A 22,395-nucleotide genomic window follows, 5' to 3' on the forward strand; every position below is an offset into this window, starting at 1 on the left:
CGCACAGAAATCGAGGTTGGTCTCGGCTTGGAACGGAGATGGATCGAGTGTCGGCGTAAGGATCCTAAGTTCTTCGTGCCCGCGCCGGGATCAATCAGGGCAGCCTTGATTTATCCAATCGACGATCTCCTGGACTTGGTCATCCGGAATGAAAGGTCCGCCCTTCGGCATCCGCAACGCAGGACTTGCGATGCCCGTACGCAGATCGATGACGAGGTTCGTCTTGTCGCCGCCGTTTCCGATTAACTCCGGTTGGATAAGCCGTTTGTTGTGGCCGCTGGCCGCCAACAGGGCCGCCTTCGTCGTCCAAGAGAATGTCGGCCCGTGGTTGGAAAGATCGGCCTTGCCGTTTTGCTTCTCCCACGCGGCCATACCCTGATCGAGGATATCCTTCACGCGTTGAAATCCCATGGCTCTCCTCCGATTATCGCGTTTCGCCAACAAACTTTGAAAATATGTGGCTTACGTTGAGCTTCTTGGCCGTCATCAGGACGTTATTCTGTAGATCCGTTACCTTACGAGCGTCATGGCAACCGAAGCAGTTCACGAATGAGTCCTGCGTGAACGATTCCATCGCCATGCTCGACAGCCCGTCTTCGCCGACGACGACCGCGCCATCGTCGTCGGGCCCTACGCCCTGCGGGTTGACGAGAGCTTTACCGAGTTGGAACGTGGTCTCCGGATGATCGAGCCAGACCGCTCCGACCAGCCGATAGTGCCCGCGTTCGTCTTGCCGAGCTTTGGCGGCGAAGTCGCTCCGCAAGTGACCATTAAGGCTGACGACGTCGTCGTCCTCGGGCACATTCTCTAACTTGGACGTCGGAAAGAGGCGGAATACCGAAGTTTGGAAAATGCCACCTTTCGTGAAACTTTGAGCGACGGGATCGAATGCCGCGACGAGATCAGCATCGACCGGAAGTCCGTTGGCCACGGCAGCCGAAGTACCGCCTTTGTAGAGAATTGAACTAGCTGAGTTTACTAGCGCATTGTTCGTCGAGCCATTTGGAAACGGGCCGTTTGGAGCGAGATCACCTGCGCCGGAATCATCGATGTGCTCGAAAGTCGCCCAAATCAGTTCAGGATGGCCTTCCAACGCGAAAACAACGTGGATCGCCAGAAGGGCGACGGTGACTTCCCTTGGAGCGGCACTCGCGTCGACGTCGACGGAATTGCCGACTTGCTTCAGCACGGGCACAAGGGCCTGCGTCGTAATGAAGTTGTCGGCCGAACTGCCTGTCGGTACGATCTGCCACGCGGACTTCAATTCGACCACTCCCTTCTCTAGGGACAAGTTCTCGTCCGCAGCCTGCAACGCGGCCTTGGTGATGAGACCGTTGCGACGAACGAAGTCGGCGAACGCTTGATTCATGTGGATGGCGTAGAAAACCGGATTGCCCCTCTGATCCACGAGCAACCCATTCAGACCAGCCTGTCGGGCCCCAGCGTTCACGACCGCGGCCTTTCCGGCGGGGTCGGTGGAAGGGTCGTTCGAGCCCTTGAGAGAGCGGGGTGCAAGCGCGAGCATCTTGCTGCGCTGGGGCGCGAAGCCAGACTTGATTGCCAAGTTCTGACCGAACACATCGGAGATGGTCGGATAGGAGAGGAAGGCCGCTCGCCCGTCGGCATCCGACTGCGTGGCGAACAGGAAGTTCTGCCAGGCCGGCTTGTAGAACCCGCAGTCCGGCGCGGGGTGCGGCGGCGGCTTGTCGTAGGTCGGCGCGGGCGTGTTCGGCAACCAGGTCGGCTCACTCGGACAGTCCGCCGACGCGCCGTTCGCAGAGAGCAAAACGACGATCGCCAAGACGCCGCAACGTATTCGGCTCGGAGAGTGCATGACCGATCCTCCCATGCTTCGGGCTGAACATCTCACACGACGCATGTAGAGCGTCCTAGGATGTACCCTAGGCACGTGGGCGTACGCGTCGCATTCGCTGCATTTCGCTCTGGCCAGTCGCAACGAACTAGGGACATGCCTAGGTCTTGCGCCCCGCCCGTACGATAAGGTTCGCACGGGTGTCGTACGGTGATGGGTCTGTTTCGACTGCCGCGAATTGGCTGCCCGTCACCAAGCCGACCACGAAGGCACTGAGCCCAAGGTCCTGGTGCACATGCAGTGGCAGCACCGGGATTGCAAGACCGATAACGAGGAAGGCAGCCAAAACGACGGCCATAATCGGCAATAAGGCCTTCGGATTCCCACCTTCATGGCCGCCAATGTCCGGCAGAGCTCGCTTCCCGCCTTCACCATTGAGGCTTATTGAGCTTAGCTGCTCATTTTCGTAGGCTGCTTCTTGAGAAGGAGTGGTTTTCGGATGAGTCGCAAAATTGAGGCGCATATTCGTATTGTAGCAATCGGTTCGGCAGGCATTAGCCGGCAACAAACGAATACGCTAATAAGGACGGTTCATAAATCCGAGCAAATCACGCTGATGATTTGAGAACAGTTTAAGGGGTTGCTTCGACGTCAGGACAACGTCGATCTCAAGCGGATGGTCGCAGACGTTTCCGAGACCTATGCCTTTCTGAAGAACTTGACCGAGGACGAGCGCGTACTGGCTGCCGATCAGCACAAGAAGGAGGAGCAACGGTATGATGTCTGTCGGGGCGCCGTCAGAGACGCGGATCCCGTTCCGGCGGAGACGGCTACGACGCTGCCGATGGGCGCGTGACGGTCGACGGAAGTATGAGTCCCGACGAGTGAAATGCGGACCGCAATGGATCGTTGCAACTTAGGAAGACAGCCGCCGACCAAGCAGGAGGGCATGGAGCGTGATCATATCGCATCGCTCGTTGCCGGCGCCGACCCGCAGAAGCATACGACCGATCGCACAGCGGGCATGGTGACAACGAATACCCCTAATGCAACCAAGCTGCTCGACTTTGCTCTAAGTCAGAACTTCGTCGTCACGCGAGACGCTGAAGCCATCTATTCTTTCTGCCAGCGACCGCGGCAATTAACCACCGACCACCAGTTAGCCCAGATTCACCGACGCAGAAGGGCGAACGGCAAGCAATGAACTCGGACGTCTACATCTTCGGCTATCAGAGTATCCTTGCAGCTGGGTCACTGGCCACCTCAATTCGACTGGCCGGCAGCGATCAACAATTCGTACCAGCCCGGCTACGCGGCTACGTTCGCACCTGGAGAGCAGTACGCAATTTCGTAACGAACGACAGTAAGCGCTATGTGCACACGGGCGATTGGAGAATTGCAGAACGCGTCGCATTCGCTACCCTGCAACGGTGCAGCAGCAGAACTGTTAATGGCGTTTGCTGGCGTGTTGCAAGCAGCCACTTATCGGATTTGGATTTTAGAGAGCAAGGTTACAAACGCATCGATATTGGAGAGGCAATATCGCCCTACAGCGGCTACGAGCTGGATCCGTCCATCCGGTGTTACGCCTACGTTGATCCTATTCCTGACACTACTTCGGCTGTCGTGAGCCGGGCATATTACAATATGGGGCGAAATGGCGCGGCGTCGATTGCCGAAATCGTACCGGGGTTCTTAGATGATTACCTTTCGTCCACCCTTGAGCCCGACGTTTTGGCCGACGATTTAGCGTTTGTGTTCTTCTCGAGCGAGGGCCATCGATTGTGGCTTTTGGAAGAGAGCGATTCCTCCCTGGTATTGCTTCATCGCTTCGCCTTTCCCCAACTGGCTCCACTGACCCTCGAACCGGCAGAGCAGCTACGCAGGGTGACAGCGGGCCTCGAATGGCTAGACGCTAGGCACCGGGCGCCGGCTTCCAACGAAGACAAACGCATTCCATCCGGTCTGGTTAAGGAATTGATTTTAGGTGCGGAGGGTGCGGACGTATCCGACTCATCTTACTGGCTTTGCCGCTTACTCGCAGCAGACGCACCACTGACATCGGAATCCCAGCTAGACAAACTGTCACGCGATGCCGATTTTTGGGTCCGACGTGCCGCGCGAGCGAGAAACCTCAGGCAATAGCCTTCACTCCCAATCCCACTGGATTCGATAGGTCCAATTGCGTTTTGGGTGCTCAACTCTCCATATCAACTCCTTTTCGGCGGTTTGGTTGAGCACGATGCCATCCGTTGAGGGAGCCGGTAAAGCACTATCGTTTGGATAGCTCAGAAACACCGGTCGCTTGTACGGCAGATCCTTCGGGAAGATGATGCGCATTGATGCGGAGGCCGTATCATCGGTTATCCTCATCCCAAGCCAGGTGTTATTACGATCCCACGGCGCGTCTACAGTGCGAGCTTGTGCCTTAAGTACGAATTTCTCGTTGAGGGGATGCTGTGTGACATCCAGTTGCAGTTCGTAGGAAGTTAGTACATTTAGGCCGCCGTCAGCGGGCGGTGTGGATCGCAACAATCTGACCCCGTCCACCTGTCCGGGCGACCATGCCACGAATTGCGAAGCTGCGGTCCGATAGAGATACTTGTATTGGGTGGCGCTCGCGTCACGCCGCGCCAAGGTTGATAGCCGCGTCAGAAGAAGAGGACCGACAATATTGGGGCTGTTGCCGCTGCGCTTGAGTTGGCGTAGATCCCACACTCTGCTGTCGCTTGTTATGTCGAAGCCTTCATTGGTAGGTTGGGTGAGCTTATCCACTACTTCTACGGAGATGTGAGGCGGCTCGGTCCATTCCGGCGGCTTGTCCCTGAGCGAAGCGGCCTGAAGACCACCTCTGATGCGGTCCAGCTGAGCTGCGATTGGACCGCTAAGTGCGAGCGCTGCTCCTAACAATGCAGCGAGTACTAGAAGCTGCATTCCGCTCACCCAATCGCGAACAGAAAAAAGGCGCCATTTTCGCACGGAACTACGCTGAAGCTTTCGTGCAAATTCGCGTTGAGCAGCAATTGGGGCATCTGCCGGAATGTCCCAGCCGGGAATCAACGGTGGAGCGGGAAGCCCCTTCTCCGAAGCCAACACTTTTGCGGTTAGATAGTAACCGTGTCTAATTAACTCACGAATTTCGAGTTCGGAGAATTTGTCCAAATCGGTGCGAACATTTTGAAGCTGTGCTTGTATTGCTATGGGGGAAGCACCGGAGACGTTTGTCTGATCTGATATTGAAATTACCTTCGTGGAAGGTGTAGCTGCACTCGCAGCCAAATCAAACAGTCTAATACGGAACATAAATATATCGACGGCCCGAAGCGCCGTACGCAATATCCCAAACTCGGCCACCTGCTGCGGGACGAAGGAACGGCCCGCATCGCTAACATAAATGTTGCTTAGCTGACCCGATGCCCCCTCCTTCAGACCATACAAGCCGAGATTGTCGAATATGCCGGCGTCGGTGAAATAGTTCCCCTGCTGAAACGAACCTTCAGGGGCGCCAACGTCTGTATGATCGAGCGAAAGTGGCGGAAAGAAAGCCGGGTACGCTGACGATGCCGCCACCATTTGAGCTAGTGGATTCATAGCAGTGGGAATCGGAGGGGGCTTTTGTTGTTCGAACGGAATATTCAACGCCTTCTGAGGCCCAAAACACGTCAGCCCTGGTAGCGACAAGTTAGTGCTTAGAACGAGGAGGGTAGGCCGTCCTGCACCTTCAAGCTCAGAGGATAGAAGCTTTCCAAATAAATGCCTGTCGTAGTATTTTGCCAGCAGGAGCGTTGGCGTCAGACGCCATCGGCTTCGAAGAAATGGGAGCAGCCCCCAAAGCCATAAAAACGGAAGCCTTCTTTGAATGCGACCGCGGAGATCAATCTTCACAAGCGACGTCAGCTTCTGAGCGATCTTTTCGAATCGTTCGAGTGTTGAGTTGTATTCCTCCCAGTTAGCCAGGAGGTGAGCTGCAGTAATGCTGCCCCCGGAAACGCTCGTGATGTAGCCAATGTCCGCTAGACGCTTTTCTGCGGCAAGTCTGCGGATGACGCCCAAGTGAAAAAGGGAAGCCCTAAATCCCCCGCCTGACAATGTAAGACCGACCGACACAGCAATAATCTCTTTAACAACTGTAAGAGCGGCTTAAACTACCGAAGATTGATCTAGTTTATGCACGTTAGCAAGAGGTTGTCCTAAGAATCTCGGATGCTCCCACCGAATTGCTGAACTAAGCGCCGTTGGCGGCGACTATTGTCGCCGTAAGTAAAGTGTCGAAACGTAATTCTCGACGGACGGCTTTTTCTTCGAGGTCCCTTCGCGCGTCGACGGGCGCCATGCTGGCGCTGGGAGAAGCGAGCCGATCCCGGCGAGATTGAAATGACCCAGATCGCGCAAAGGCCACGCTGGGCGCGCGGCCCGCCCTCTCACAGCCATCAAGGCCCTTTACCTGCAGGGTGCTCCGGTCAAGCATCGTCACAATCCTCGTCGCGCCAAGCGCGTCGCGGTCGAGCGACCGCCGTCGAAGGACTCACGATCGGGCCATCCTGGACACGTCTTCGCCTGTTCGATTAGGTTGTGAGCATGAGCTTGCGCCTCACACCTCTGCCGGGCACCGCGGACGCGGATTCTTGGCGCATGCAGAACGCCGACGAGGTGGTTTCGGACGGGCGTCTTGCGACCTTCGCCATTCTCAAGAGACCGACGGCTGACAGCTTTTCCCTGATCGGCACCGGCTTCTACCTCCAAGGTAAGGGAGGTTTCGCCACGGCGGCCCATGTCGCGCTCGAAGCGGAGCAGCACCTCGCCGAGATGCCGGACTCGGTCGGCATCGCGGGCACGCTGCCGAACGGACGGACCTGCTTCCTTCCGATCTGGAGATTCTTCGTCCACCCGACCGCCGACGTCGCGTTCGGTGTTCCGCGATATGAATTCGTCGATGATGCGTCCGGCAATGTCGTCCGGCCCAAAGTTCTTTCGCTGACTTCCCGGACGCCCTCGATCGAGTCGCCCGTCAGCACTTGGGCCTACCCCCTTCACGCCGTCGTCGACGCGGATGAGGGAAAAGTGTTCAGATTGCAGCCCGATTTCTACGACGGCGTCATGGAGGAGTATTTCGAGGATCGCGGCCCTTCGGTGAAGTTGATGCCGCCTTACTTCCGGACCAGCATCCATCTTCACGGCGGGTCGAGCGGCGGACCCGTGCTCAACGCCGCCGGAAGGGTGTTCGGGATTGCCTCGTGCAGCTACGAGGGCGCGACCGACATCGCGTTCGTCACGCCCGCGAGCGCGCTTTTGGATCTGGAAATACCGAAGTATATTTCGGACGCATCCGCGGGCGGACCGACGATAACCTTGCGGCACCTCGCGAAGCAAGGTTTGATTGCGATGGATGCAGGCTCGACCTGCTCTCCGGAGGAGAGCAAAGGCGATGTTTGATGACGACGTCAGAGCCCTTAGGACCGCGCTAGAGGGGGTCTCGAAAGACTACAAGCAGCAAGACCCGCAGCCGACGCTGCTCGGTGGCGGACCGAGCGCCGGAGCCGTCGCTAAGCTCGAGGCGACGATCGAACGATGCCACGCTTATCGCGCGATTGCAGGCAAGGTTCTGTTCAGCGGCGGCTCGGGGCCGATCATCGATTCCCACGGCCTGGCCGTGCGGCTGTTCGATAAAGGAGTCCATCTTGCCGACGACGTCGAGGGCGCGGTCTCCTGGCTCATGCGCCTCATGACCACGCGCGAAACGACGGGTCTGTTCAAAGCGGCCTTCTGGGGATTGCCGGTCGATGGCGACGTTCCCTTGGCGCGTCAAACCCGCCTGATGTCTTTCGACGCTCTTTCCGATTCCCACATGAAGAGAATAATTCTGGATCGGGCTCACCCCTGCTACGATGGATCCCAGTGGCTCCTGCAGACGTACTACGATCGCCCGACCGCCGCGTTCGTCGAGACGCTGCCGGGTTTTCCTTACATCAGAGGCGACGCCGCGGCCTTCGAAGTCATGAACGGCGCGATGTGGAAGGTCGACGAACTGTCCATCCTTCTCCAAGCCACCTGCGTCGGCAATCCGGTCGCCGTCGCCCTGCTGGTTCGAATACGCGGACGGAGATCTCGAATGGGCCGAATGGGAGAACAGCCTCACGTGGCTGCTGCCCGAGATCCATCCATCCGTTAGACTCGTGGTTCCGGCCGACGGCGATCGGATCACCACGAGTATCGAACGATATGCCAGCCTGGACGGCGATCAGCGCTCGCGACTTCTTCGATCGATGGAGAGGTTCCGGTTAAGCCAATCGCGCAAACAGCCGATCGATCGCGTGCTGGATCTGGCGCTCGCGTTCGAGATCGCCTTGAGCGACCAAGGAGACAACGCTCCACCAAGCTGGAAGGTGAGCGTGAGGTCAGCGCAACCGTCGGCGGCCAGGTCGCCGTGCGCTCGCAAAACCGGCAGGCAATCGCTTCGCTCTACGAACTCCGCAATCAGGCCACGCACGGCGGCTCGTTGAAGCCTCGAGGCAAAAAGACCGTCGAAGCGATCCTGCAGGACGGCTTCGCGCTGTACGTCTCCGCAATCGGAAAGCTGCTCGATCTTGGCTCCAAGCCGGACTGGAAGACCGTGGAGTTGGAACCTCTTGGATAAGCCGACAACGGAACGGTCGCGCTCAAACAAATCGCCTTTGGTACCTGGATCCAGGCTCATCGTGTATATCTGATCCCGACCAGAGACGGCTTCAAGCAAGCGACATGAGCGAAGATCCCTTTTTCGGCCTATCGGAAGACAGCACCTGGAACGCCTGCATCGGGCAGCAGGGCGACGAACTTCACTACGTCGAGGGCTATCTGGAGGCCGCGAGCGAACTCGCTAACGCGGTGATTGACAAGAACATGCTCGCCAAACGCGACACGCTCGTCCTTCCGATACTCTACAATGCACGCCATGCCATCGAACTCGTCCTCAAATACGTGACCAGCCAACTGTTCGATTGCGGCGCCATCGCGCAGCGGCATCCGGCCAATCACGACATCAAGGGACATTGGGACTATCTGGTCACGGCCGACGTCGCCGATGAAGCGATACGAAGCCATCTGAAGGCGCTGGAGCGCTTCGTCGTCAGCCTCGATCGGATAGACGACGACGGACAGGAATTGAGGTACCACGTCAACCGTGACGGCGAGATAAGCCTCAAGGGTGAATCCCTGGCAAACATTGTCGTCATCCGCGACAGCCTCAAGGAACTGTCGTCGGTCATCGATGGATTGATGCACCGAACGATCGATTTCGTCTCCGAGCGAAAGACCGGCACGCACACTTCCCGCTGCTCGCGCGCAGATCTCCGCGAAATCGCCTCCATGATGCCTCCGCTCGCCGAATGGAGCGGCGAAGCCTTCACAGAGGCGAAAAGAGCCGTGAGGGAGCGCTTCGCACTCAGCAACACCCAATTCAGCAAAGCGATCGACGCGATCAAGGCCAACCGCGAATTCTATGGGATGATCGGCGGCGAGACCGACCTTCCTTATCTGCTCGACGACGAGGTGATGCTCGTCGTAGAGCAATGGCACATTCTTCATCCCGACAGAGTAGGAAAGGAGCCTTCAGTCGTCCAAGGAAGGCGGTTCAGTTCGGCGGATCTGATCACGAGCATCAAAAAGAAGCGCGAATGCGTGGAAGCCCTGAGCGAAACAATCTTGTGCCAGGAAGCCGCGGATCTAGAAGCACTCTTCTATCTGGGCCGTGGAGATTTTTTTCCGGAGTTCTTCAACGAACGGGCCGCAACCTATCTGAAATCCTTGGGCGACGGCGCGGAGTTACGGGCTCGTACCGGACGGCTGTTGGACAAAACGAACCTGCTCACCTGTCTAGAGCGAGGCGCGCGTCGGGCTGGACGCCTTTCTCTCGCCCAGCGACTAGGCACGACACCGGCGGGGNGGGGCAGGTCCCGGTGCAGGACGCGAAGGACACGCCGGCGAAGCAATGACGTACCAAGCTGGCGGTCCGGCACATCGCCCTGCCCGCGCAGTGCCGGGCTCAACGTCAAACACCTAACGCTCTTCGTCGCGTTGTCGGAGCAGATTCTCGATCTCGAGATGGTTAAACTTCATCCCGCGAGCTCATGAAACTCTGACTTCGATTGGCTTGCGGCATCGCTTCGTAGCGATCCAGCATCTCGTCCTTGGTGCCTTCTCCGATCATTAAGGTCCTGTTCCGCCCCGAGCCATTTGCGATGAAGCATGTAGCAGTCATCTTGCGGCATCTTGCGCCTCCTTTCGCCGCGACACGCCGGCCGCGCGGACTCTGCCCATTTAGCTAAGGTCGAAGTCCCAGAACTTCTGCATTCACTTCGGACTTCGGATAGTGAAGGAGGTCGGCGTTACCGAGATCCGCACAGTGCCTAGGCCGGAATGAGAGCGGCCCTTACCTCGCCTCGACCGATCAACTTGGAGAACCGACGATAGTCCGAATGCTCGAACCGCCAGCGGCCGGCAGCAATTGCAGGATGCACGCCGGCTTTGTTCGCCGCCTCCATCACCTCCTCCGTGCTACTGTCTTCGTCTATCGGCTTCCAAATTGCGGCGGGGATCAGGGCGTTCCGCGCAAACGAATCTGCTTCGGCCTCGATGCCCTCCGAACTCGCCACATCAAGATCATCCAGAATTACTTGTCGATCAGAGCTCAAGTGGCACACGACATGGGCAAATTCGTGCAGCAGCGTAAACCAGAAATTGTCCAATCGATCATGGCGCAGAGTTAGCGCAATCACCGGAATGCCATCGCTCCGGCACATCGCCGCACCATCAAGGAACGTACCAGGCAAGCGCTCCAAAATGACAAGAATTACTCCCATACGGTGTAGCGCAGCCGCGATCTGATTGTACCAGTCCGGCAATTTGCTTAGCTGAGCCAGTTGCCGTGCCGATTTCTTTGGATCGTTGATCTTGGTCTTCTTGATAGCGACCTTCTCTGCCTGCACCAATGCAGCTCCACACCATGCTTCTAGTGCAGCCATGTCCGTCTTTGCATTGGTGCGCTCGGTCCTGGTCTTGCGCAACATCGCGACTGCGGGAGTAGAAGCTTTTGAGCGCGACAAAAACCCGGTGAGATTCTCCTTCGGTTTCATCACGCCAAGTCTACGGAGTTTGCCTTCCGCCGCTATTGACGTGCTCGATGGACCAGCAGCTGGCTCATGCTTGAACGCGCCAATCAGAGAAGCAACGGGAATGCCCAAATGCTGGTGCAGTGCCCTAATCTGATCGACCGTAGGCTGTCGCTGACCGTTAAGTATCTCTGACACTCGTGACTTGCTGCCAATGTAGGGGATCAGATCGCGCTGTGATAGACCAACTTGGGCCATTCGAAACTTGATCGCCTGCGCGGGTGTAGCAGCTTCGAAAGAGTGCTTAGAACGCTCCCATCTCTCGATGAGAGCCTGCAATACTTCAAGGTCATCACGGTCCTTTTGGCTGCCCTGCCCGAACAGCGCCGCAGCACGCTTGAGTGCCGACTGATAGTCCTCGTCCGTGCGTATCGGCCGAATTGTCATGCCGCCTTGCTCCCTGTCTTGCCGGCGCGTGCCCCGCTTCCCGGACCCGCATACTCGATGAGAATCATCTGCGCCTCGCAATCAGCGAGGAGATCGACCCGATAGCCGCCGTCTAGCGAAATCCGGACCGTGATACCGTCGACCACCGCCATGGGAAAGAAGCCAGCAATTTCAGTCGCCGACTGCCACGTACCTGCCTCAAGCTCCGCGAGAAGAGCCGGGATAGCCCCATCCAGAGCGTCTCCCGCACGACGCGAAAGATCGGCCAGCTTCGATATTCCCATCAGCTTCATGGCAAACGCGACCTCGCCAAAAATATGGTTCCCAATTGTGGGACGACATCTTGCGCTCCACCTCGCGCCATGCCATATGAGAATCGACGTTCCCAGAAGTGGGACTAACACGTAGAATCGTCCGGGCCAAGGGGTTTTGCTCCGCCCTCCCGCGCGCAGATTCCGGGGCATTGGCACTGGGCGAGCAGCCTGGCAGCAACGGAGTTTGGCAATGCCTCAAGATAACAAGGATATCGGCGATAAATCGGGAAAAGGTCACGACGACGATGTCGTGCTTGAGATCGCGACGCCGAACGGCGTCTTCCGCGGATCGTTCGACAAGAACGATAAAATCGCTGACGTCATCGAGGACGTGGTGAAAGACCGTGAACTCGCCCAAGGGGATGCATTCGAGCTCTACTTTGGCGACGTCAATCTCGAGCCGATTACCCGCCCCTTGGTTAGCTTCGGCCTCAAGGAGGGCAAGTACAAGCTGACGCTGGTCGCAACCGGCTCCGGGGTCTGATCATCTTGAGCACACCTGCTGCGCTGCTGGTGAAGGCCGAACTCGATACGCTCAGGGAGAATGTCGGTCTCATGAACTGGTCGCTTGAGCAAATCGACGACCTCACCTTCGTCCTTGGACTCCCTGCCAAGGACGGGGTCAACTGCCACCTGCGCGTCAGATGCGACGGATATGCCGCGATGCCACCTGCCTGGCACTGGTTCAATCCGGCGACCGGTAGGATTGACTATCGGCAGGACACGCCTCGCGGCGGTAACTTCCTGCATGGCAACGGTGTGATCTGCGCGCCGTGGAATCGCCTTGCCTATACCACAGTTGATTCCCGCGGGCCGCATTCGGATTGGGAGATCGGCGCTTGGCAGCTCAACCCCTACACTAAGGCGTGCCGCAACCTCAGTGCCATGGCCCTGCGCATCGCCTACGAGCTGATGAAGAACTACGACGGCAGGCTTGCAGCATGATATCCGAATGGCTCAAGCGCTTTCTTGGTCGCAAGCCGAAGAGCATTCCGACCATCACGCTACAGCCAGCTAAATTGTTGGTGACTGCAGGCGCGCTCGACGGCCTAACGGCCGCCCTGGTCGGATCTCAGCGGCAGCGGCAGGAGGGGATCGCTTATCTGCTCGGTCGGACCGATGGGGCCGTCACCCTTGCCGTTGCGGTCTTCGCGCCAGAAGCGCAGACGACGGCGGGCAGCTTTCATGTCCCGACCCGGGCCATGGTACCCTGCATGCAGGCGGCGGCGAGGTTCGAGCTACAGGTAGTCGCCCAGGTCCACACACATCCTGGCCAAGCCTACCACAGCGATGGCGACGTTGACGGTGCCAAGATTCGTTACCCGGGATACGCCTCGCTCGTGCTGCCAGATTACGGGCGGCATCTACCATCGCTCGCCGGCTCAGCCGCCTACTTCTGGCAAAAGTCGAACGGCTGGATGGTGCTTTCGGACGACGACATCATCATCATTCCGGGAAACGGGCCGTGGACCAGCAGCAGTTCTATGATCTACTGAACGACCGGATGCGTCGCTACGGCGCGTCGCCGCTCGACCCGATGCAGACTGTCACGATCACCGCATCGCCCGACCACCTTGCAAGCTACGACGGACAAGTGGCAGCGCTTGTGGCCTGCAATCTGCTGGGGCGGCTGTCACCATCAGTGCAGATCGGCTTCCACGATATCGCCATTCACCCACGCCTGCCCTGGGCTGGCCGCTCACTTACAGAGCACGCCCTCGGCGGCATGAGAGCAGTCGATCCGTTCGGCAACTACGGTGCCCGCCCAATTAACACGGGCGACTTCCGCTTCCATCTCGGGCCTGACGGCCACGACGCTCTCGTGCACGGGTCCGGGTGGAACGCTTATATCGGACAGGGGCCGTCACCCTTACCGCTGATTACGTCGGACGTCGGCGTTGGTGCAGCGCTGTCCGTGGTGCTTGGGGCGGCGCATCTGTTTCGCACTCGCTTTGGTGCCATGACCGTCCCTTTTGTCAGCAACGCATGGGACTGGACCAACGCCCCCATCGTGATAAATTTTTCACCGGTCGGCATCTCACTTGGTCACGTCATGACTGCGGGATTCGGCTCGGTAGGCTCAACCGCGAATTACTTTCTCGCTCTCGCGACTCGCGATTTCCGCGCCAGCCTGATCGACCACGACAAGGTTCGGGTCCAAAACATAACCCGATCTCCGATCTTCACCGATGCCCATGCCAAAATCGATCTGGTCAAGGTCAATGCTGGCGCTACCTTTCTGCGCGAAGTCGGGGTCAAGGATGTGGATGCCGACCCGGTCGCCCTGCATGAATCCTCGTTATGGAATCTCCGTGATTCGGGCTCGATAGACGTTCTGATTTCGGCAGCCAACGAATTCAACGTGCGGTACCACATAGAGATGGGATTTCCGCCGATCCAGCTCTACGCCACTACGGGTCGAAATTGGCAAACAACACTAATGCGACACACGCCGGGCGCGAAAGCTTGTTCGCTCTGCGTGTTTCCACCCGATGCGAGGTTCGCCCCCACAACGTGCGCCACGGATGGATCCAGCGCGCGCCAGACGACGGTCGAGGAAGAGCGCACCGACGCAGCTCTGCCCTTCCTCTCTTTCGCCGCAGGCCTGATGACGGCAGCAGAGGTTCTAAAACTCTCCGCCCGACGCTACCCATTGTCTCCCGAACGTGTGATGCTAGGCCTTAAGGATCAGCCTCTCTTGATTGGTACCCCGCTTCCGCACCGCAACGGCTGTCTATGCGAGAGCCGGCACGCTGGCGTGCACCGATCGGCAATCGCCGGCTCGCGCTACGCTAGGTTAGCATGTTTCGAGATCTAGCAGTGGTGATCTCTGCCAAATCGGTCGACGGGTTCGAGTCTGGGTAGACCAACACCGCGAACAACGAACGCCTCTCCAAGGTGCTGCGACGACAGACAGCATATCCTGTTGCGCTTTCACTCATACCTCGGGATCTTCATGATCTCGCGGTAGGCGGTCTCGATCCAGGCATCGCCATAGTCGGATGCGACTTTCTCGCCGGCGTGCCCCTGGATGATGTTCTGGACGTCGATGTGCATGCCAACGTGTCGCGCAAGCGAAGAGAAGCGGTGCCGCCAACCATGGTTGGGAGCCACCTTCTCGTCGGTGACACCGACCTCCTCGCTCCCGATCCACGCACCGAGGCGCTCGCCGGTCTTCCGGCAATGCTTGCCGGCGTCCCTTCCTCCACGAGAGCGGCCGGGATCGTAGAAGGGCGGCCGCCCATTACGGCTCTCCTTGTATTTCAGCAGTCCCTGCCGCTTGAGATCTTCGTGCAGCGGCACTTCGCGATACTCGTCCATCTTTGCCGCGTCCGCGTCGATCCTGATGTAGTCGATTCCCTTCCTGGTCTTGAAGTCCGACGGCAGCTGCTGCGTGATCTCGTTGACGCGCGCCCCCGTATAGGCGCAGATCCAGGGTACCAGCGCCTCGCCTTCGCATGCTCTTCGGACATATTGGGTGACGCCGGCGCCAACGTCGCCTTGAGGATCAGCAAGGCCTCTTCCTCGGTGAACCCTTTCTCGCGCTGCTTCTTCTTCCTTCTTACCCTGACCGTGACTTCGCTCGCCACGTTCTGCGACAGCTTCCGTTGTTGCTTCGCATAGTTGAGCGTGGCCTTGACGGCTGCGAGATATGAATCTCGGATCGTCTTCGGATCGAGCGTCTGCTCCGGCTTCTTCGCTTTTTTGTCTTTTCTCGACTGCCTCTTCTTCGTCTTGAGTAGTTTGTCCTTCCGGGCAATGACATTATCGACGGTCAATCTGGCAAGGCCATCGTGGCCGACCAATGACATCAGCAACCTGATCTTGATCCTCCACAATCGTCGGGTCTTGTCGTCGTTCTCAGCCTCATCGGCATAACGCTCGAACATGTCGATGGCATCGACTTTACCGTCGCTGACCAAGGCCTCCGGCTTAGCGAAATGCTTGGCTTTGGGATCCTCTCATCCAAGTCACGGTCGAGTTCGCGGCTCACCGTGTCATCGACCACGACTATTCTGCCGAATTTTACAGATCGAGAACGGGACACAGGAATATGATTCCTGTGTTCAAGAGCTAGTAGTGGCGTATCGCATATTTGTGCATGGATGCTGATCTCTCCCAACGATTCACAATTGCTCGTCAAGCTCTCGGCAAAGGGGTGTGATTCATCCTAATTGTACGCCACAGCTACCCAGCAGCTTTACCTGCGCTCTAGCTCTCTTTCTTCGTTGAGAAGCCTACGATCTTATTGCCTCAGACCGATCATGGTTCAGGGCGGAGGCATGGGTGGCAAGGACGAAAAGGGCCGGATCGAGGCATTAGAGTCGCTGGGTAATTTGAAAATGCCGCCTGCCACGAAGCGCCGTCGCAAGAACCGTGGCATGCCGCCGCCCGCGACGTTCGATATAGATTCGCTGCCGGGCAGCTCAAATTTGACTGTGTTAGAGGCGGCCGCCGTTATCCGGCGCACGCCGGGAGCGCTGGAGCAGTGGCGGCGCGATCCGAACCACCCGCTGAAATGGCGCTACGTCGACGGCCGTCCGCTTTATCGTGTCGACGCTGTCCGCGACTATTTGGCCGGATGCGACAAAACCACTAGGTGGTGTGGACTCTAAGGATTCCCTTTTGAGAGCAAATCAGATTCAAGGCTTCTTTTTGGGAGGTGGTCTTGGGTGTGATGGATCGGTTGGTGTTGAGCGACGCGGCGTGGGAGCGGATGGCGCCGTTGATCATAGGTCGGCCAGACCAGAAGGGCTCAACCGGGCGCGACAACCGGATGTTCGTGGAGGGGGTGCTTTGGATCGTGCGTACGGGCTCTCCCTGGCGTGATCTTCCGGAGGCGTTCGGGGAATGGAACAGCGTGTTCCGGCACTTCAGCCGATGGAGCGTCAAGGGTGTCTGGTGGCGGATCTTCGAGGCGATGTCCGATGATCCAGACTTCGAATATCTGATCGTCGATTCCACCATCGTCCGGGCGCATCAACACGCCGCCGGGGCGAAAAAAGGGGGACTGAAGATCAGGCGCTCGGCCGCTCGCGCGGCGGCTTGAGCACCAAGATACACATGGCTGTTCGCGGTCTGGGATGTCCGGTCCGCTTCACGCTCACTGCAGGCCAGAAGGGCGATGCACCGCAAGCCGCCGCATTAATCGAGGGACTGCCCGCCGAGGTCGTCATGGCCGATACAGCCTATGACGCGGATCACTTGCGCCAGGCCATCGCAGCCAAGGGCGCGCTCGCCGTCATCCCCAACAACCCCTCGCGCGCCCTCAAATATCCGCTCGACAAACATCTCTATGCCCAGCGCCATCTCGTGGAATGCTGCTTCAGCAAGCTCAAGCAGTTCCGGCGCGTCGCAACCCGCTTCGAAAAGACCGCCCGAAATTACCGAGCCGTCGTCACTCTCGCTGCCATCGTCCTATGGATGCGATAACTGTCCACACCGCCTAAGCCGTCTCAGCCGCATAATGCTCGCGGAGACGACCCAGCAGCTCAGCCTTGATCGGATCGAGCGGATTCGTTCTCTGCAGGCGCACGACCTTACCTACCCGCATCGCGCCGATCAATTCCGCGATGTAATCATGAGCCGCTTCGAATGCCATCTTGCGGATGATCCACTGTTCGTCGTGATTGTAGACCTGATCTATTCCGCTTGGCTTTTGTCCAACACACAGCCGCTGGATCTCGTTGTCATAGCCGCAGCGCGACATGATGGTACGCAGACTGCGCCTCAAGTCATGCATCGTGAATTTGGCGACACCCGCTTCCTTGACCAAGCGGTTGACCATCTTGGTGAAGCCCGACATTTGGCCACCGGTCTTCGGTGACGGGAAGACGAAGTCGGACGTGGCGCGCTGAAAATGTTTCGCGGCCGCGAGCACCTCGTCGACGAGGTGGGTGCGCGGCACATCATGGTGCAAGCCCATCTTGGTCCAAGCCGCATCGAAGGTAATGCGATCATCCATGACGTGCTTTTGCCATTCGATCATGGTTGGCTCGCTCCGGCGCGGGCCGCCGAGTAGGCACGTCCTCGTCAGGAGTCCAAAGGTGCCGAGCTTGCCGGATGCGTGCCAGACCTTGATGATTTCTTCATCGGCAAGTGCACGGCCCTTCGTTCGGCGTCCCACCCTCTGGGCACGGGTTTCCTTGGGCTCGCGATAGCCTGCGAGCACATTGTGGTCGACATAGCCCTCGCTGACGCACCATTCGAGGAACGTGTGGGTGTGCTTACGCAGGTCCTTGGCCGCGCCACGCTTACCGGTCTTGGTAACCTTCTCGACCGCTGCCATGATTTGCCGCCGAGTAAGGTCCCCCACACCGCTCTCAGTGTGCTCCTTGAGCCCGCGCCGCAACGCCGACAAGGCTGGCTTCCAGTTGACGACCTGCCGTCCGGTTAACGACGTCTGGTAGGGACCATCTTCGACAATGAGGTCCGCCAGCGTGGTACGCTGCTTTTCGGCCGCCTGTTGCCGCCTCGCCTCGCGTTTCGCGTCATTAGGGTCCGTGCCCTTGAACACCTCGCCAGCGGCAATAGTGGCGGCCTTGCGCGCAACCTTCTCATTATACTTGGGCCATGGGCCGAGCGTCTTGCGCTGGGTGCCCCTCACTCCCGGCTTGGTGAAGAGGTAAACCCAGGTCCGGCCGCCGGTAGCGCGCATGCGCAGCGCGAGGCCGGGCAGCTTATCGTCGTGGAGATAATGCTGCGCCTTGCCGGGTGGCATCGTGGCGCTGCGGATCACCGCGTCGGTCAGTGTCAGTTGGTTGCTCGGCTCCGGCATGATCCCTACGCTCCTCGTCACGATGTGCCCCCGCGGGCGCCCGGATCGTTCAAATGGCGGGAAAGCAGCATTGATTTTTCTTCGCTTTTCCGCCCTGGGGCACACGAGCATGGAAGGACGGCGCCTTCGAGAACAAAGGAGGCACAGACCCTTCCACGAATTGTGTGCCCCACGGGAAAATCTGTGGTGGGCACAACAGGGGCACACAAAATGCAGTATGGTCGCTTATGGCCAACTGAGGCCAAATCCAACACAAGCCACTGTAATAAAATAAATTATTCAGACAAAACTGTGGCCGGGCGTGGTCGGGTCGGATCTACAGATTGTGGTTCACACGGGAGAGGTCCAAGGTTCGATCCCTTGTGCGTCCACCATTCAGCCTCCTGAACCGACATTCCGGTGCCCTTCGGGGACCGCCTCATCGAAAATGTCGAAAACAACCCCATGCAAAGTAGCCGACGCAAGCCGGATCAATAGGTTACGCCATTTCCGACGCCGCCTGAAAACGGGCAAGCGGAGTCACCATAGGCCTGAGCCGAAACTGTAATCCATGGATTACAGTTTTCCCTTGCAGGTTGCAATCTATATATTACACATCTCATGATCGAGGTTCGCGCCCCACTTCACCAACTGGCTTGCTGCACTGACCGATCAGCGCACCCGCTTGCACATCGTTCGCCGGATCGAGCGGGTCATCTCTGGGAACTTTGGAGATTGGAGGTCGGTCGGAGGCGCGATCAGCGAGTTTCGCATCGATCACGGACCTGGATACCGGGTGGATTACACCCGGCGCGGCAAGGTCGTCGTCATCCTGCTCTGCTGCGGCGACAAGCGGACCCAGACCAAGGGCATTCGGAAGGCCAAGGAAATCGCGGAGACATCGGAGGACTGCGGATGAAAATCGGCAAACTGAAGAAGTTCGATGCCACCGAGCACGTCCGCACACCGGAGGCCCGCGCGGAGTATCTGAGCATTGTTCTTGCCGATGGCGATCCCGCCGAAGTCCGCGACGCCCTCAACCTCGTGAGCACAGGGCATGAGCGCGGTCGGCTACCGACATGAAGGGGCGAACGTGCGCCTCTTGCCAGGATTTCAGCGGGATATAGTGGTGCTTGCTTGAACAATTTGTCGTGGCCGATTTCTATGGGAGGCCGGTCATACCTTCAATCCTCGATAATTGCCGCCTCAAGCGGCCGATGTTGCGGAACACATCGAAAGCAATGATCTCGCCAGCGGGTCGTGGGGAAATACCATCAGGATGTTCTCGTAGAGCCGTGCTGCTTCATGGAGGTCGCCTCGCTCAAAACAGCTTGAGGCCGCCCGCGTCATCTCACAGAGCTTTTCGAACCCGTCCGGCGGTGCCAGCTCCGGATCGTCGCTGGTCCTGATTCCCATCAGCTCGTAGATCATGAACTTGTGATTGCGACCCTTGACCTGCACTTTTCTGATGGGCCTGGCCACGATATCGGGTCCAACAGACTCGACCACGCTGTCGCTGATGCAGAGCGTGGTACCAAAGGTCTTGTTGATACCCTCAAGCCGCGCCGCGACGTTGACGCCGTCGCCCATCACCGTATAGCTCAGCCGCTCGCTTGAGCCGACATTACCGACCAGCACGTCTGCGCAATGCAGGCCGACACGCAGACGGAGTGGCGGTCGCCCTTGCGCCTTCCAGTCTGCGTTGAGCTGCTGCATGCGCCGTGCCGCGCGCAACATCCCGCAACAGCCACGCAACACATGGTCGTCGCTATGAGTAGGCGCGCCCCAGAACGCCATGATGCCGTCGCCAATGAACTTGTCGACCGTGCCGTGCTCCTCCGCGATGGCCTGTGAGACGGCTTCGAAGTAGACTGATAGCTGGGCAAGCAGGTCGTTTGGCGCAATCTGCTCGGCCAGGCTGGAAAAATCCTGCAGATCGGCAAACAGCACCGTCATGAAACGGGACTCGACGCCGAGGGTCAGCGGGATCCCGGTCTTGATCAGTTCTCGGACCACACCCAGCGGCACGAAAGAGGAGAACGAGCGTAGCGATGTCTCGAATAGCGACAATGCCGTTTGCAGTTCCTTGATCTCCTTGATCTTCGAGGACGGCGGTGCCGCGTGCGAGAACGTAAGGTCTTCGACCGATCGGAGTTCGCGAGACACGCTCTCGATTGGTCGCGACAGGCGGCGTGAGAAGAAATAGATCAGCAGCAGCTCGATAGCGGTCAGAGTTGCGATCAGGACGATCATCTGCCGGTTGGTTCGCTTGAGAGTGCCGACAAAATCGTCGGTCGGCGTCAGGTTGATGATTTCCCATGGTCGTCCGAAACTGCCCGGAAACCGGGTGAAGGACGCGCTGATCTCCTCCCCATCCGGGGTTGATCGAAACAGGAAATCGTCCTCGTTCTTTTGCCTCTGCAATTGGTACGCCTGGCGGACATCGCCGTCGTCGATGTTTTCAAGCCCTGCGACCTCAATCTTGCCATTCGCCAATCGGACGCCTTTCTCCTTTTCGGAGAGCGCAATGATCTTGCCGTTGAGTGCGTCCGCAATGATTGTCTTGCTGTGCACGCTGGCGCGGTGAGCAGCCAGAAAGCGAGAGAGCACATCGAGTGTGATGCTGGCCCCCGCGCAACCAACGAAAGCCCCGTCGTGGAAAATCGGAACCCTGAGATTGATGATCGGAAATCCGGTATCGACGTTGACCTGCGGTTCGGTCACGGCCAGAGTTCCTGATTGCTTTGCCTCCGGATATCCCGACGTCGTCCGGTAGTCTGTGGTTGTGGGAACATCGTACGTGCCGACGACATGGTCCCAGATATCGTAGAACGTCCGATGACGGCTGCGTTTCTCCCCAGCCGAGAAGTCATCCATAAAATTCATATGCCAGTTTGCGTTTTGCGGGATCTTGGGGTCGGATCGCCTGCGATTGTCGTCGATCCGCGTCACGGCCCGGTGGTACCCGTCTTCGAAACTGACGAAGGTGGCATCGATCTCCTCAGCCGAGGTGAGCGATTGAAACAGGATTTCTCGGCTCTGTTCGGTTCGAAAGAAGGCGGGGTCGGCAGCCCCGACCTCCGCGAGGACGCGGGCCGTCGCAGCCACGCCGTGTATCATGGATTCCGCGTTTTCGATGCTGGCCTGCTTGGTCTTGGCCACGACGTCGTTCAAGGTCGCATTGATCGCGGCTGCGTTCTGCCGGTAGTTGTAGACCAGGATGAAGATCAGCACGGGGATGCTGAGAAGCACGAACAACCCCGACATCACGGCGCTGAGCCGCACCGCGCCGAACGCGCGGGCCTTCCGGTAGACGGCCAATGCGCCGGGACCACGCATGCCGGACCTTTGTCAACTGCGCCGCCGATTGGGTCGGCAGGATCATCTACGACCACGTTTCGATTGCAATATTGGGCAACGTCAAGGGCCGGCTGCTTGTTATTTTCCGACACCCTACGCTTTTGCGGCCCCCCTGCAAGTGCGGGTCTCCATCGAGGGCAGGATTCCGGTTCTGGCCCATCGTGACATTCTGTGCTGCCGCACAACTCCGGCCGCTATAGGGGCAAAGCGGACATTGCCTTCGCATCACGCCGCTGGGTTTATGGGTACACGGCCTAGCACTACTTTGGCAGAAACTGTTTTTGTAGCGACTTTTCAAGGATTCGTCTTCTGCAGTACGGACACCGCTGAGCCCGCGGTCGCAGGATGAGATCGACGATGGCGTGACGTACTGCGGGCATGGTTGGCTGAGGCGGAGGCCCGTTGATTCTTTTTTTTCCGCCCCGCATATGCGAGGCGACGATGTTGCAGGAAGGCGTAGGCGATCATGGTCATTAGAGCGTGACGATGAAGGCCTTGCCATGATCGCCCTTCGAAGTGATCAAGTCCAAGCTCCTCTTTCAACTGCTGATGCGCCTGCTCGCAGATCCATCGTGCCTTGATGGTGGCGGCCAGTGTGCGCAGATCCGTCGCCGCAGG

24 protein-coding genes and 2 pseudogenes are annotated in these 22,395 nt (G+C 58.4%); 14 read left to right on the forward strand and 12 right to left on the reverse strand.

What is annotated here, in order from left to right; translation table 11 throughout:
* Positions 1 to 90: 90 nt before the first annotated feature.
* From AS156_RS04525 to AS156_RS40315, 3 genes and pseudogenes are all read right to left on the reverse strand, one after another.
* Entirely contained in the window at positions 91 to 411 is a 321-nt protein-coding gene (locus tag AS156_RS04525) for a cytochrome c (RefSeq protein ID WP_066500542.1), read from the reverse strand.
* Positions 412 to 424: 13 nt separating this feature from the next.
* Complete coding sequence (locus AS156_RS04530) at positions 425 to 1,801, reverse strand: hypothetical protein (protein WP_136626002.1); 1,377 nt, start codon at positions 1,799 to 1,801, stop codon at positions 425 to 427.
* Positions 1,802 to 2,042: 241 nt separating this feature from the next.
* A pseudogene (locus tag AS156_RS40315) lies at positions 2,043 to 2,171 on the reverse strand (arabinose transporter); the annotation flags it as partial.
* 318 nt (positions 2,172 to 2,489) lie between these two features.
* Between AS156_RS40315 and AS156_RS04540 the strand changes: the two are divergent.
* The 3 genes from AS156_RS04540 to AS156_RS04550 all read left to right on the forward strand — a co-directional run bounded on the left by AS156_RS04540 (position 2,490) and on the right by AS156_RS04550 (position 3,958).
* On the forward strand, positions 2,490 to 2,669 hold the full coding sequence (locus AS156_RS04540) for a hypothetical protein (protein ID WP_136626003.1): 180 nt from the start codon (positions 2,490 to 2,492) through the stop codon (positions 2,667 to 2,669).
* A gap of 93 nt (positions 2,670 to 2,762) precedes the next feature.
* Complete coding sequence (locus tag AS156_RS04545; RefSeq protein WP_136626004.1) at positions 2,763 to 3,017, forward strand: hypothetical protein; 255 nt, start codon at positions 2,763 to 2,765, stop codon at positions 3,015 to 3,017.
* On the forward strand, positions 3,014 to 3,958 hold the full coding sequence (locus AS156_RS04550) for a gamma-glutamylcyclotransferase family protein (protein WP_136626005.1): 945 nt from the start codon (positions 3,014 to 3,016) through the stop codon (positions 3,956 to 3,958). Before AS156_RS04545 ends, AS156_RS04550 begins: the two co-directional genes overlap by 4 nt.
* 3 nt (positions 3,959 to 3,961) lie before the next feature.
* On the opposite strand, the gene AS156_RS04555 is transcribed toward AS156_RS04550, so the two are convergent.
* The gene (locus tag AS156_RS04555; protein ID WP_160331052.1) at positions 3,962 to 5,920 is read right to left on the reverse strand and encodes a patatin-like phospholipase family protein; all 1,959 of its coding nucleotides are present in this window, start codon (positions 5,918 to 5,920) and stop codon (positions 3,962 to 3,964) included.
* A 525-nt stretch (positions 5,921 to 6,445) separates the two neighbouring features.
* Here AS156_RS04555 and AS156_RS04560 point away from each other — a divergent pair.
* Together AS156_RS04560 and AS156_RS04565 are read left to right on the forward strand one after the other, a co-directional pair.
* Entirely contained in the window at positions 6,446 to 7,246 is an 801-nt protein-coding gene (locus AS156_RS04560) for a S1 family peptidase (protein WP_066500555.1), read from the forward strand.
* On the forward strand, positions 7,239 to 7,982 hold the full coding sequence (locus AS156_RS04565; protein ID WP_066500558.1) for a hypothetical protein: 744 nt from the start codon (positions 7,239 to 7,241) through the stop codon (positions 7,980 to 7,982). Before AS156_RS04560 ends, AS156_RS04565 begins: the two co-directional genes overlap by 8 nt.
* A gap of 69 nt (positions 7,983 to 8,051) precedes the next feature.
* Here AS156_RS04565 and AS156_RS41755 read toward each other — a convergent pair whose 3' ends face one another.
* On the reverse strand, positions 8,052 to 8,507 hold the full coding sequence (locus AS156_RS41755) for a hypothetical protein (RefSeq protein WP_136626006.1): 456 nt from the start codon (positions 8,505 to 8,507) through the stop codon (positions 8,052 to 8,054).
* Between the two features lie 44 nt (positions 8,508 to 8,551).
* Between AS156_RS41755 and AS156_RS04575 the strand changes: the two genes are divergently transcribed.
* Positions 8,552 to 9,733 (forward strand): hypothetical protein (locus tag AS156_RS04575; RefSeq protein WP_136626015.1); only part of this gene is annotated, 1,182 nt, incomplete at its 3' end.
* A gap of 464 nt (positions 9,734 to 10,197) precedes the next feature.
* Here the strand turns inward: AS156_RS04575 and AS156_RS04580 are convergent.
* A complete protein-coding gene (locus tag AS156_RS04580; RefSeq protein ID WP_066500565.1) occupies positions 10,198 to 11,346 on the reverse strand; it encodes an ImmA/IrrE family metallo-endopeptidase in 1,149 nt (382 codons plus the stop codon).
* Positions 11,343 to 11,639 carry a hypothetical protein gene (locus tag AS156_RS04585; protein ID WP_066500567.1) on the reverse strand — a complete coding sequence of 99 codons (297 nt, stop codon included), beginning with the start codon at positions 11,637 to 11,639 and terminating at the stop codon, positions 11,343 to 11,345. The genes AS156_RS04580 and AS156_RS04585 overlap by 4 nt, the downstream gene beginning before the upstream one ends.
* A 211-nt stretch (positions 11,640 to 11,850) precedes the next feature.
* Here AS156_RS04585 and AS156_RS04590 point away from each other — a divergent pair, with 211 nt between their 5' ends.
* The 4 genes from AS156_RS04590 to AS156_RS04605 are packed head-to-tail and all read left to right on the forward strand — an operon-like array spanning position 11,851 to position 14,478.
* Positions 11,851 to 12,144 carry a hypothetical protein gene (locus AS156_RS04590; RefSeq protein ID WP_066500571.1) on the forward strand — a complete coding sequence of 98 codons (294 nt, stop codon included), beginning with the start codon at positions 11,851 to 11,853 and terminating at the stop codon, positions 12,142 to 12,144.
* A gap of 5 nt (positions 12,145 to 12,149) precedes the next feature.
* Entirely contained in the window at positions 12,150 to 12,605 is a 456-nt protein-coding gene (locus tag AS156_RS04595; RefSeq protein ID WP_066500573.1) for a hypothetical protein, read from the forward strand.
* Positions 12,602 to 13,156 carry a Mov34/MPN/PAD-1 family protein gene (locus AS156_RS04600; RefSeq protein WP_066500580.1) on the forward strand — a complete coding sequence of 185 codons (555 nt, stop codon included), beginning with the start codon at positions 12,602 to 12,604 and terminating at the stop codon, positions 13,154 to 13,156. The genes AS156_RS04595 and AS156_RS04600 overlap by 4 nt, the downstream gene beginning before the upstream one ends.
* The gene (locus AS156_RS04605) at positions 13,126 to 14,478 is read left to right on the forward strand and encodes a ThiF family adenylyltransferase (RefSeq protein WP_136626007.1); all 1,353 of its coding nucleotides are present in this window, start codon (positions 13,126 to 13,128) and stop codon (positions 14,476 to 14,478) included. The genes AS156_RS04600 and AS156_RS04605 overlap by 31 nt, the downstream gene beginning before the upstream one ends.
* 116 nt (positions 14,479 to 14,594) lie before the next feature.
* Here AS156_RS04605 and AS156_RS04610 read toward each other — a convergent pair whose 3' ends face one another.
* The gene (locus AS156_RS04610; protein WP_066500583.1) at positions 14,595 to 14,963 is read right to left on the reverse strand and encodes a site-specific integrase; all 369 of its coding nucleotides are present in this window, start codon (positions 14,961 to 14,963) and stop codon (positions 14,595 to 14,597) included.
* Positions 14,924 to 15,583: a hypothetical protein gene (locus AS156_RS04615; protein ID WP_066500584.1), complete on the reverse strand. Its 660-nt coding sequence runs from the start codon at positions 15,581 to 15,583 to the stop codon at positions 14,924 to 14,926. Before AS156_RS04615 ends, AS156_RS04610 begins: the two co-directional genes overlap by 40 nt.
* A gap of 360 nt (positions 15,584 to 15,943) precedes the next feature.
* Here AS156_RS04615 and AS156_RS04620 point away from each other — a divergent pair, with 360 nt between their 5' ends.
* Both AS156_RS04620 and AS156_RS40320 read left to right on the forward strand, forming a co-directional pair.
* Positions 15,944 to 16,276 carry a hypothetical protein gene (locus AS156_RS04620; RefSeq protein WP_066500672.1) on the forward strand — a complete coding sequence of 111 codons (333 nt, stop codon included), beginning with the start codon at positions 15,944 to 15,946 and terminating at the stop codon, positions 16,274 to 16,276.
* Between the two features lie 101 nt (positions 16,277 to 16,377).
* A pseudogene (locus AS156_RS40320) lies at positions 16,378 to 17,093 on the forward strand (IS5 family transposase).
* Positions 17,094 to 17,106: 13 nt separating this feature from the next.
* On the opposite strand, the gene AS156_RS04635 reads toward AS156_RS40320, so the two are convergent.
* The gene (locus AS156_RS04635) at positions 17,107 to 18,438 is read right to left on the reverse strand and encodes a tyrosine-type recombinase/integrase (protein ID WP_066500588.1); all 1,332 of its coding nucleotides are present in this window, start codon (positions 18,436 to 18,438) and stop codon (positions 17,107 to 17,109) included.
* A 664-nt stretch (positions 18,439 to 19,102) separates the two neighbouring features.
* On the opposite strand from AS156_RS04635, the gene AS156_RS04640 reads away from it, so the two are divergent.
* Positions 19,103 to 19,336: a type II toxin-antitoxin system RelE/ParE family toxin gene (locus AS156_RS04640; RefSeq protein WP_245312549.1), complete on the forward strand. Its 234-nt coding sequence runs from the start codon at positions 19,103 to 19,105 to the stop codon at positions 19,334 to 19,336.
* Positions 19,333 to 19,500: a helix-turn-helix domain-containing transcriptional regulator gene (locus AS156_RS42705; RefSeq protein WP_160331053.1), complete on the forward strand. Its 168-nt coding sequence runs from the start codon at positions 19,333 to 19,335 to the stop codon at positions 19,498 to 19,500. The genes AS156_RS04640 and AS156_RS42705 overlap by 4 nt, the downstream gene beginning before the upstream one ends.
* A gap of 123 nt (positions 19,501 to 19,623) precedes the next feature.
* Here AS156_RS42705 and AS156_RS04645 read toward each other — a convergent pair whose 3' ends face one another.
* A complete protein-coding gene (locus AS156_RS04645; RefSeq protein WP_245312552.1) occupies positions 19,624 to 21,669 on the reverse strand; it encodes an adenylate/guanylate cyclase domain-containing protein in 2,046 nt (681 codons plus the stop codon).
* A 402-nt stretch (positions 21,670 to 22,071) separates the two neighbouring features.
* Positions 22,072 to 22,395, reverse strand: a 324-nt coding sequence (locus AS156_RS40325; protein ID WP_144440953.1) for a transposase, incomplete at its 5' end; no start/stop codon positions are given.

Origin of the sequence: Bradyrhizobium macuxiense (assembly GCF_001542415.1) — a bacterium.
GTDB lineage: Bacteria > Pseudomonadota > Alphaproteobacteria > Rhizobiales > Xanthobacteraceae > Bradyrhizobium > Bradyrhizobium macuxiense.

Excerpts from the sequence above, each read along its gene's own strand:
- AS156_RS04550 (WP_136626005.1), top strand. The coding sequence starts at position 3,014 with ATGAACTCGGACGTCTACATCTTCGGCTATCAGAGTATCCTTGCAGCT.
- AS156_RS41755 (WP_136626006.1), bottom strand. The coding sequence starts at position 8,507 with ATGAGCCTGGATCCAGGTACCAAAGGCGATTTGTTTGAGCGCGACCGT.
- AS156_RS04585 (WP_066500567.1), bottom strand. The coding sequence starts at position 11,639 with ATGAAGCTGATGGGAATATCGAAGCTGGCCGATCTTTCGCGTCGTGCG.
- AS156_RS04565 (WP_066500558.1), top strand. The coding sequence starts at position 7,239 with ATGTTTGATGACGACGTCAGAGCCCTTAGGACCGCGCTAGAGGGGGTC.
- AS156_RS04580 (WP_066500565.1), bottom strand. The coding sequence starts at position 11,346 with ATGACAATTCGGCCGATACGCACGGACGAGGACTATCAGTCGGCACTC.
- AS156_RS04590 (WP_066500571.1), top strand. The coding sequence starts at position 11,851 with ATGCCTCAAGATAACAAGGATATCGGCGATAAATCGGGAAAAGGTCAC.
- AS156_RS04545 (WP_136626004.1), top strand. The coding sequence starts at position 2,763 with ATGGAGCGTGATCATATCGCATCGCTCGTTGCCGGCGCCGACCCGCAG.
- AS156_RS04560 (WP_066500555.1), top strand. The coding sequence starts at position 6,446 with ATGCAGAACGCCGACGAGGTGGTTTCGGACGGGCGTCTTGCGACCTTC.
- AS156_RS04620 (WP_066500672.1), top strand. The coding sequence starts at position 15,944 with ATGGGTGGCAAGGACGAAAAGGGCCGGATCGAGGCATTAGAGTCGCTG.
- AS156_RS04525 (WP_066500542.1), bottom strand. The coding sequence starts at position 411 with ATGGGATTTCAACGCGTGAAGGATATCCTCGATCAGGGTATGGCCGCG.
- AS156_RS04540 (WP_136626003.1), top strand. The coding sequence starts at position 2,490 with ATGGTCGCAGACGTTTCCGAGACCTATGCCTTTCTGAAGAACTTGACC.
- AS156_RS04600 (WP_066500580.1), top strand. The coding sequence starts at position 12,602 with ATGATATCCGAATGGCTCAAGCGCTTTCTTGGTCGCAAGCCGAAGAGC.
- AS156_RS42705 (WP_160331053.1), top strand. The coding sequence starts at position 19,333 with ATGAAAATCGGCAAACTGAAGAAGTTCGATGCCACCGAGCACGTCCGC.
- AS156_RS04635 (WP_066500588.1), bottom strand. The coding sequence starts at position 18,438 with ATGCCGGAGCCGAGCAACCAACTGACACTGACCGACGCGGTGATCCGC.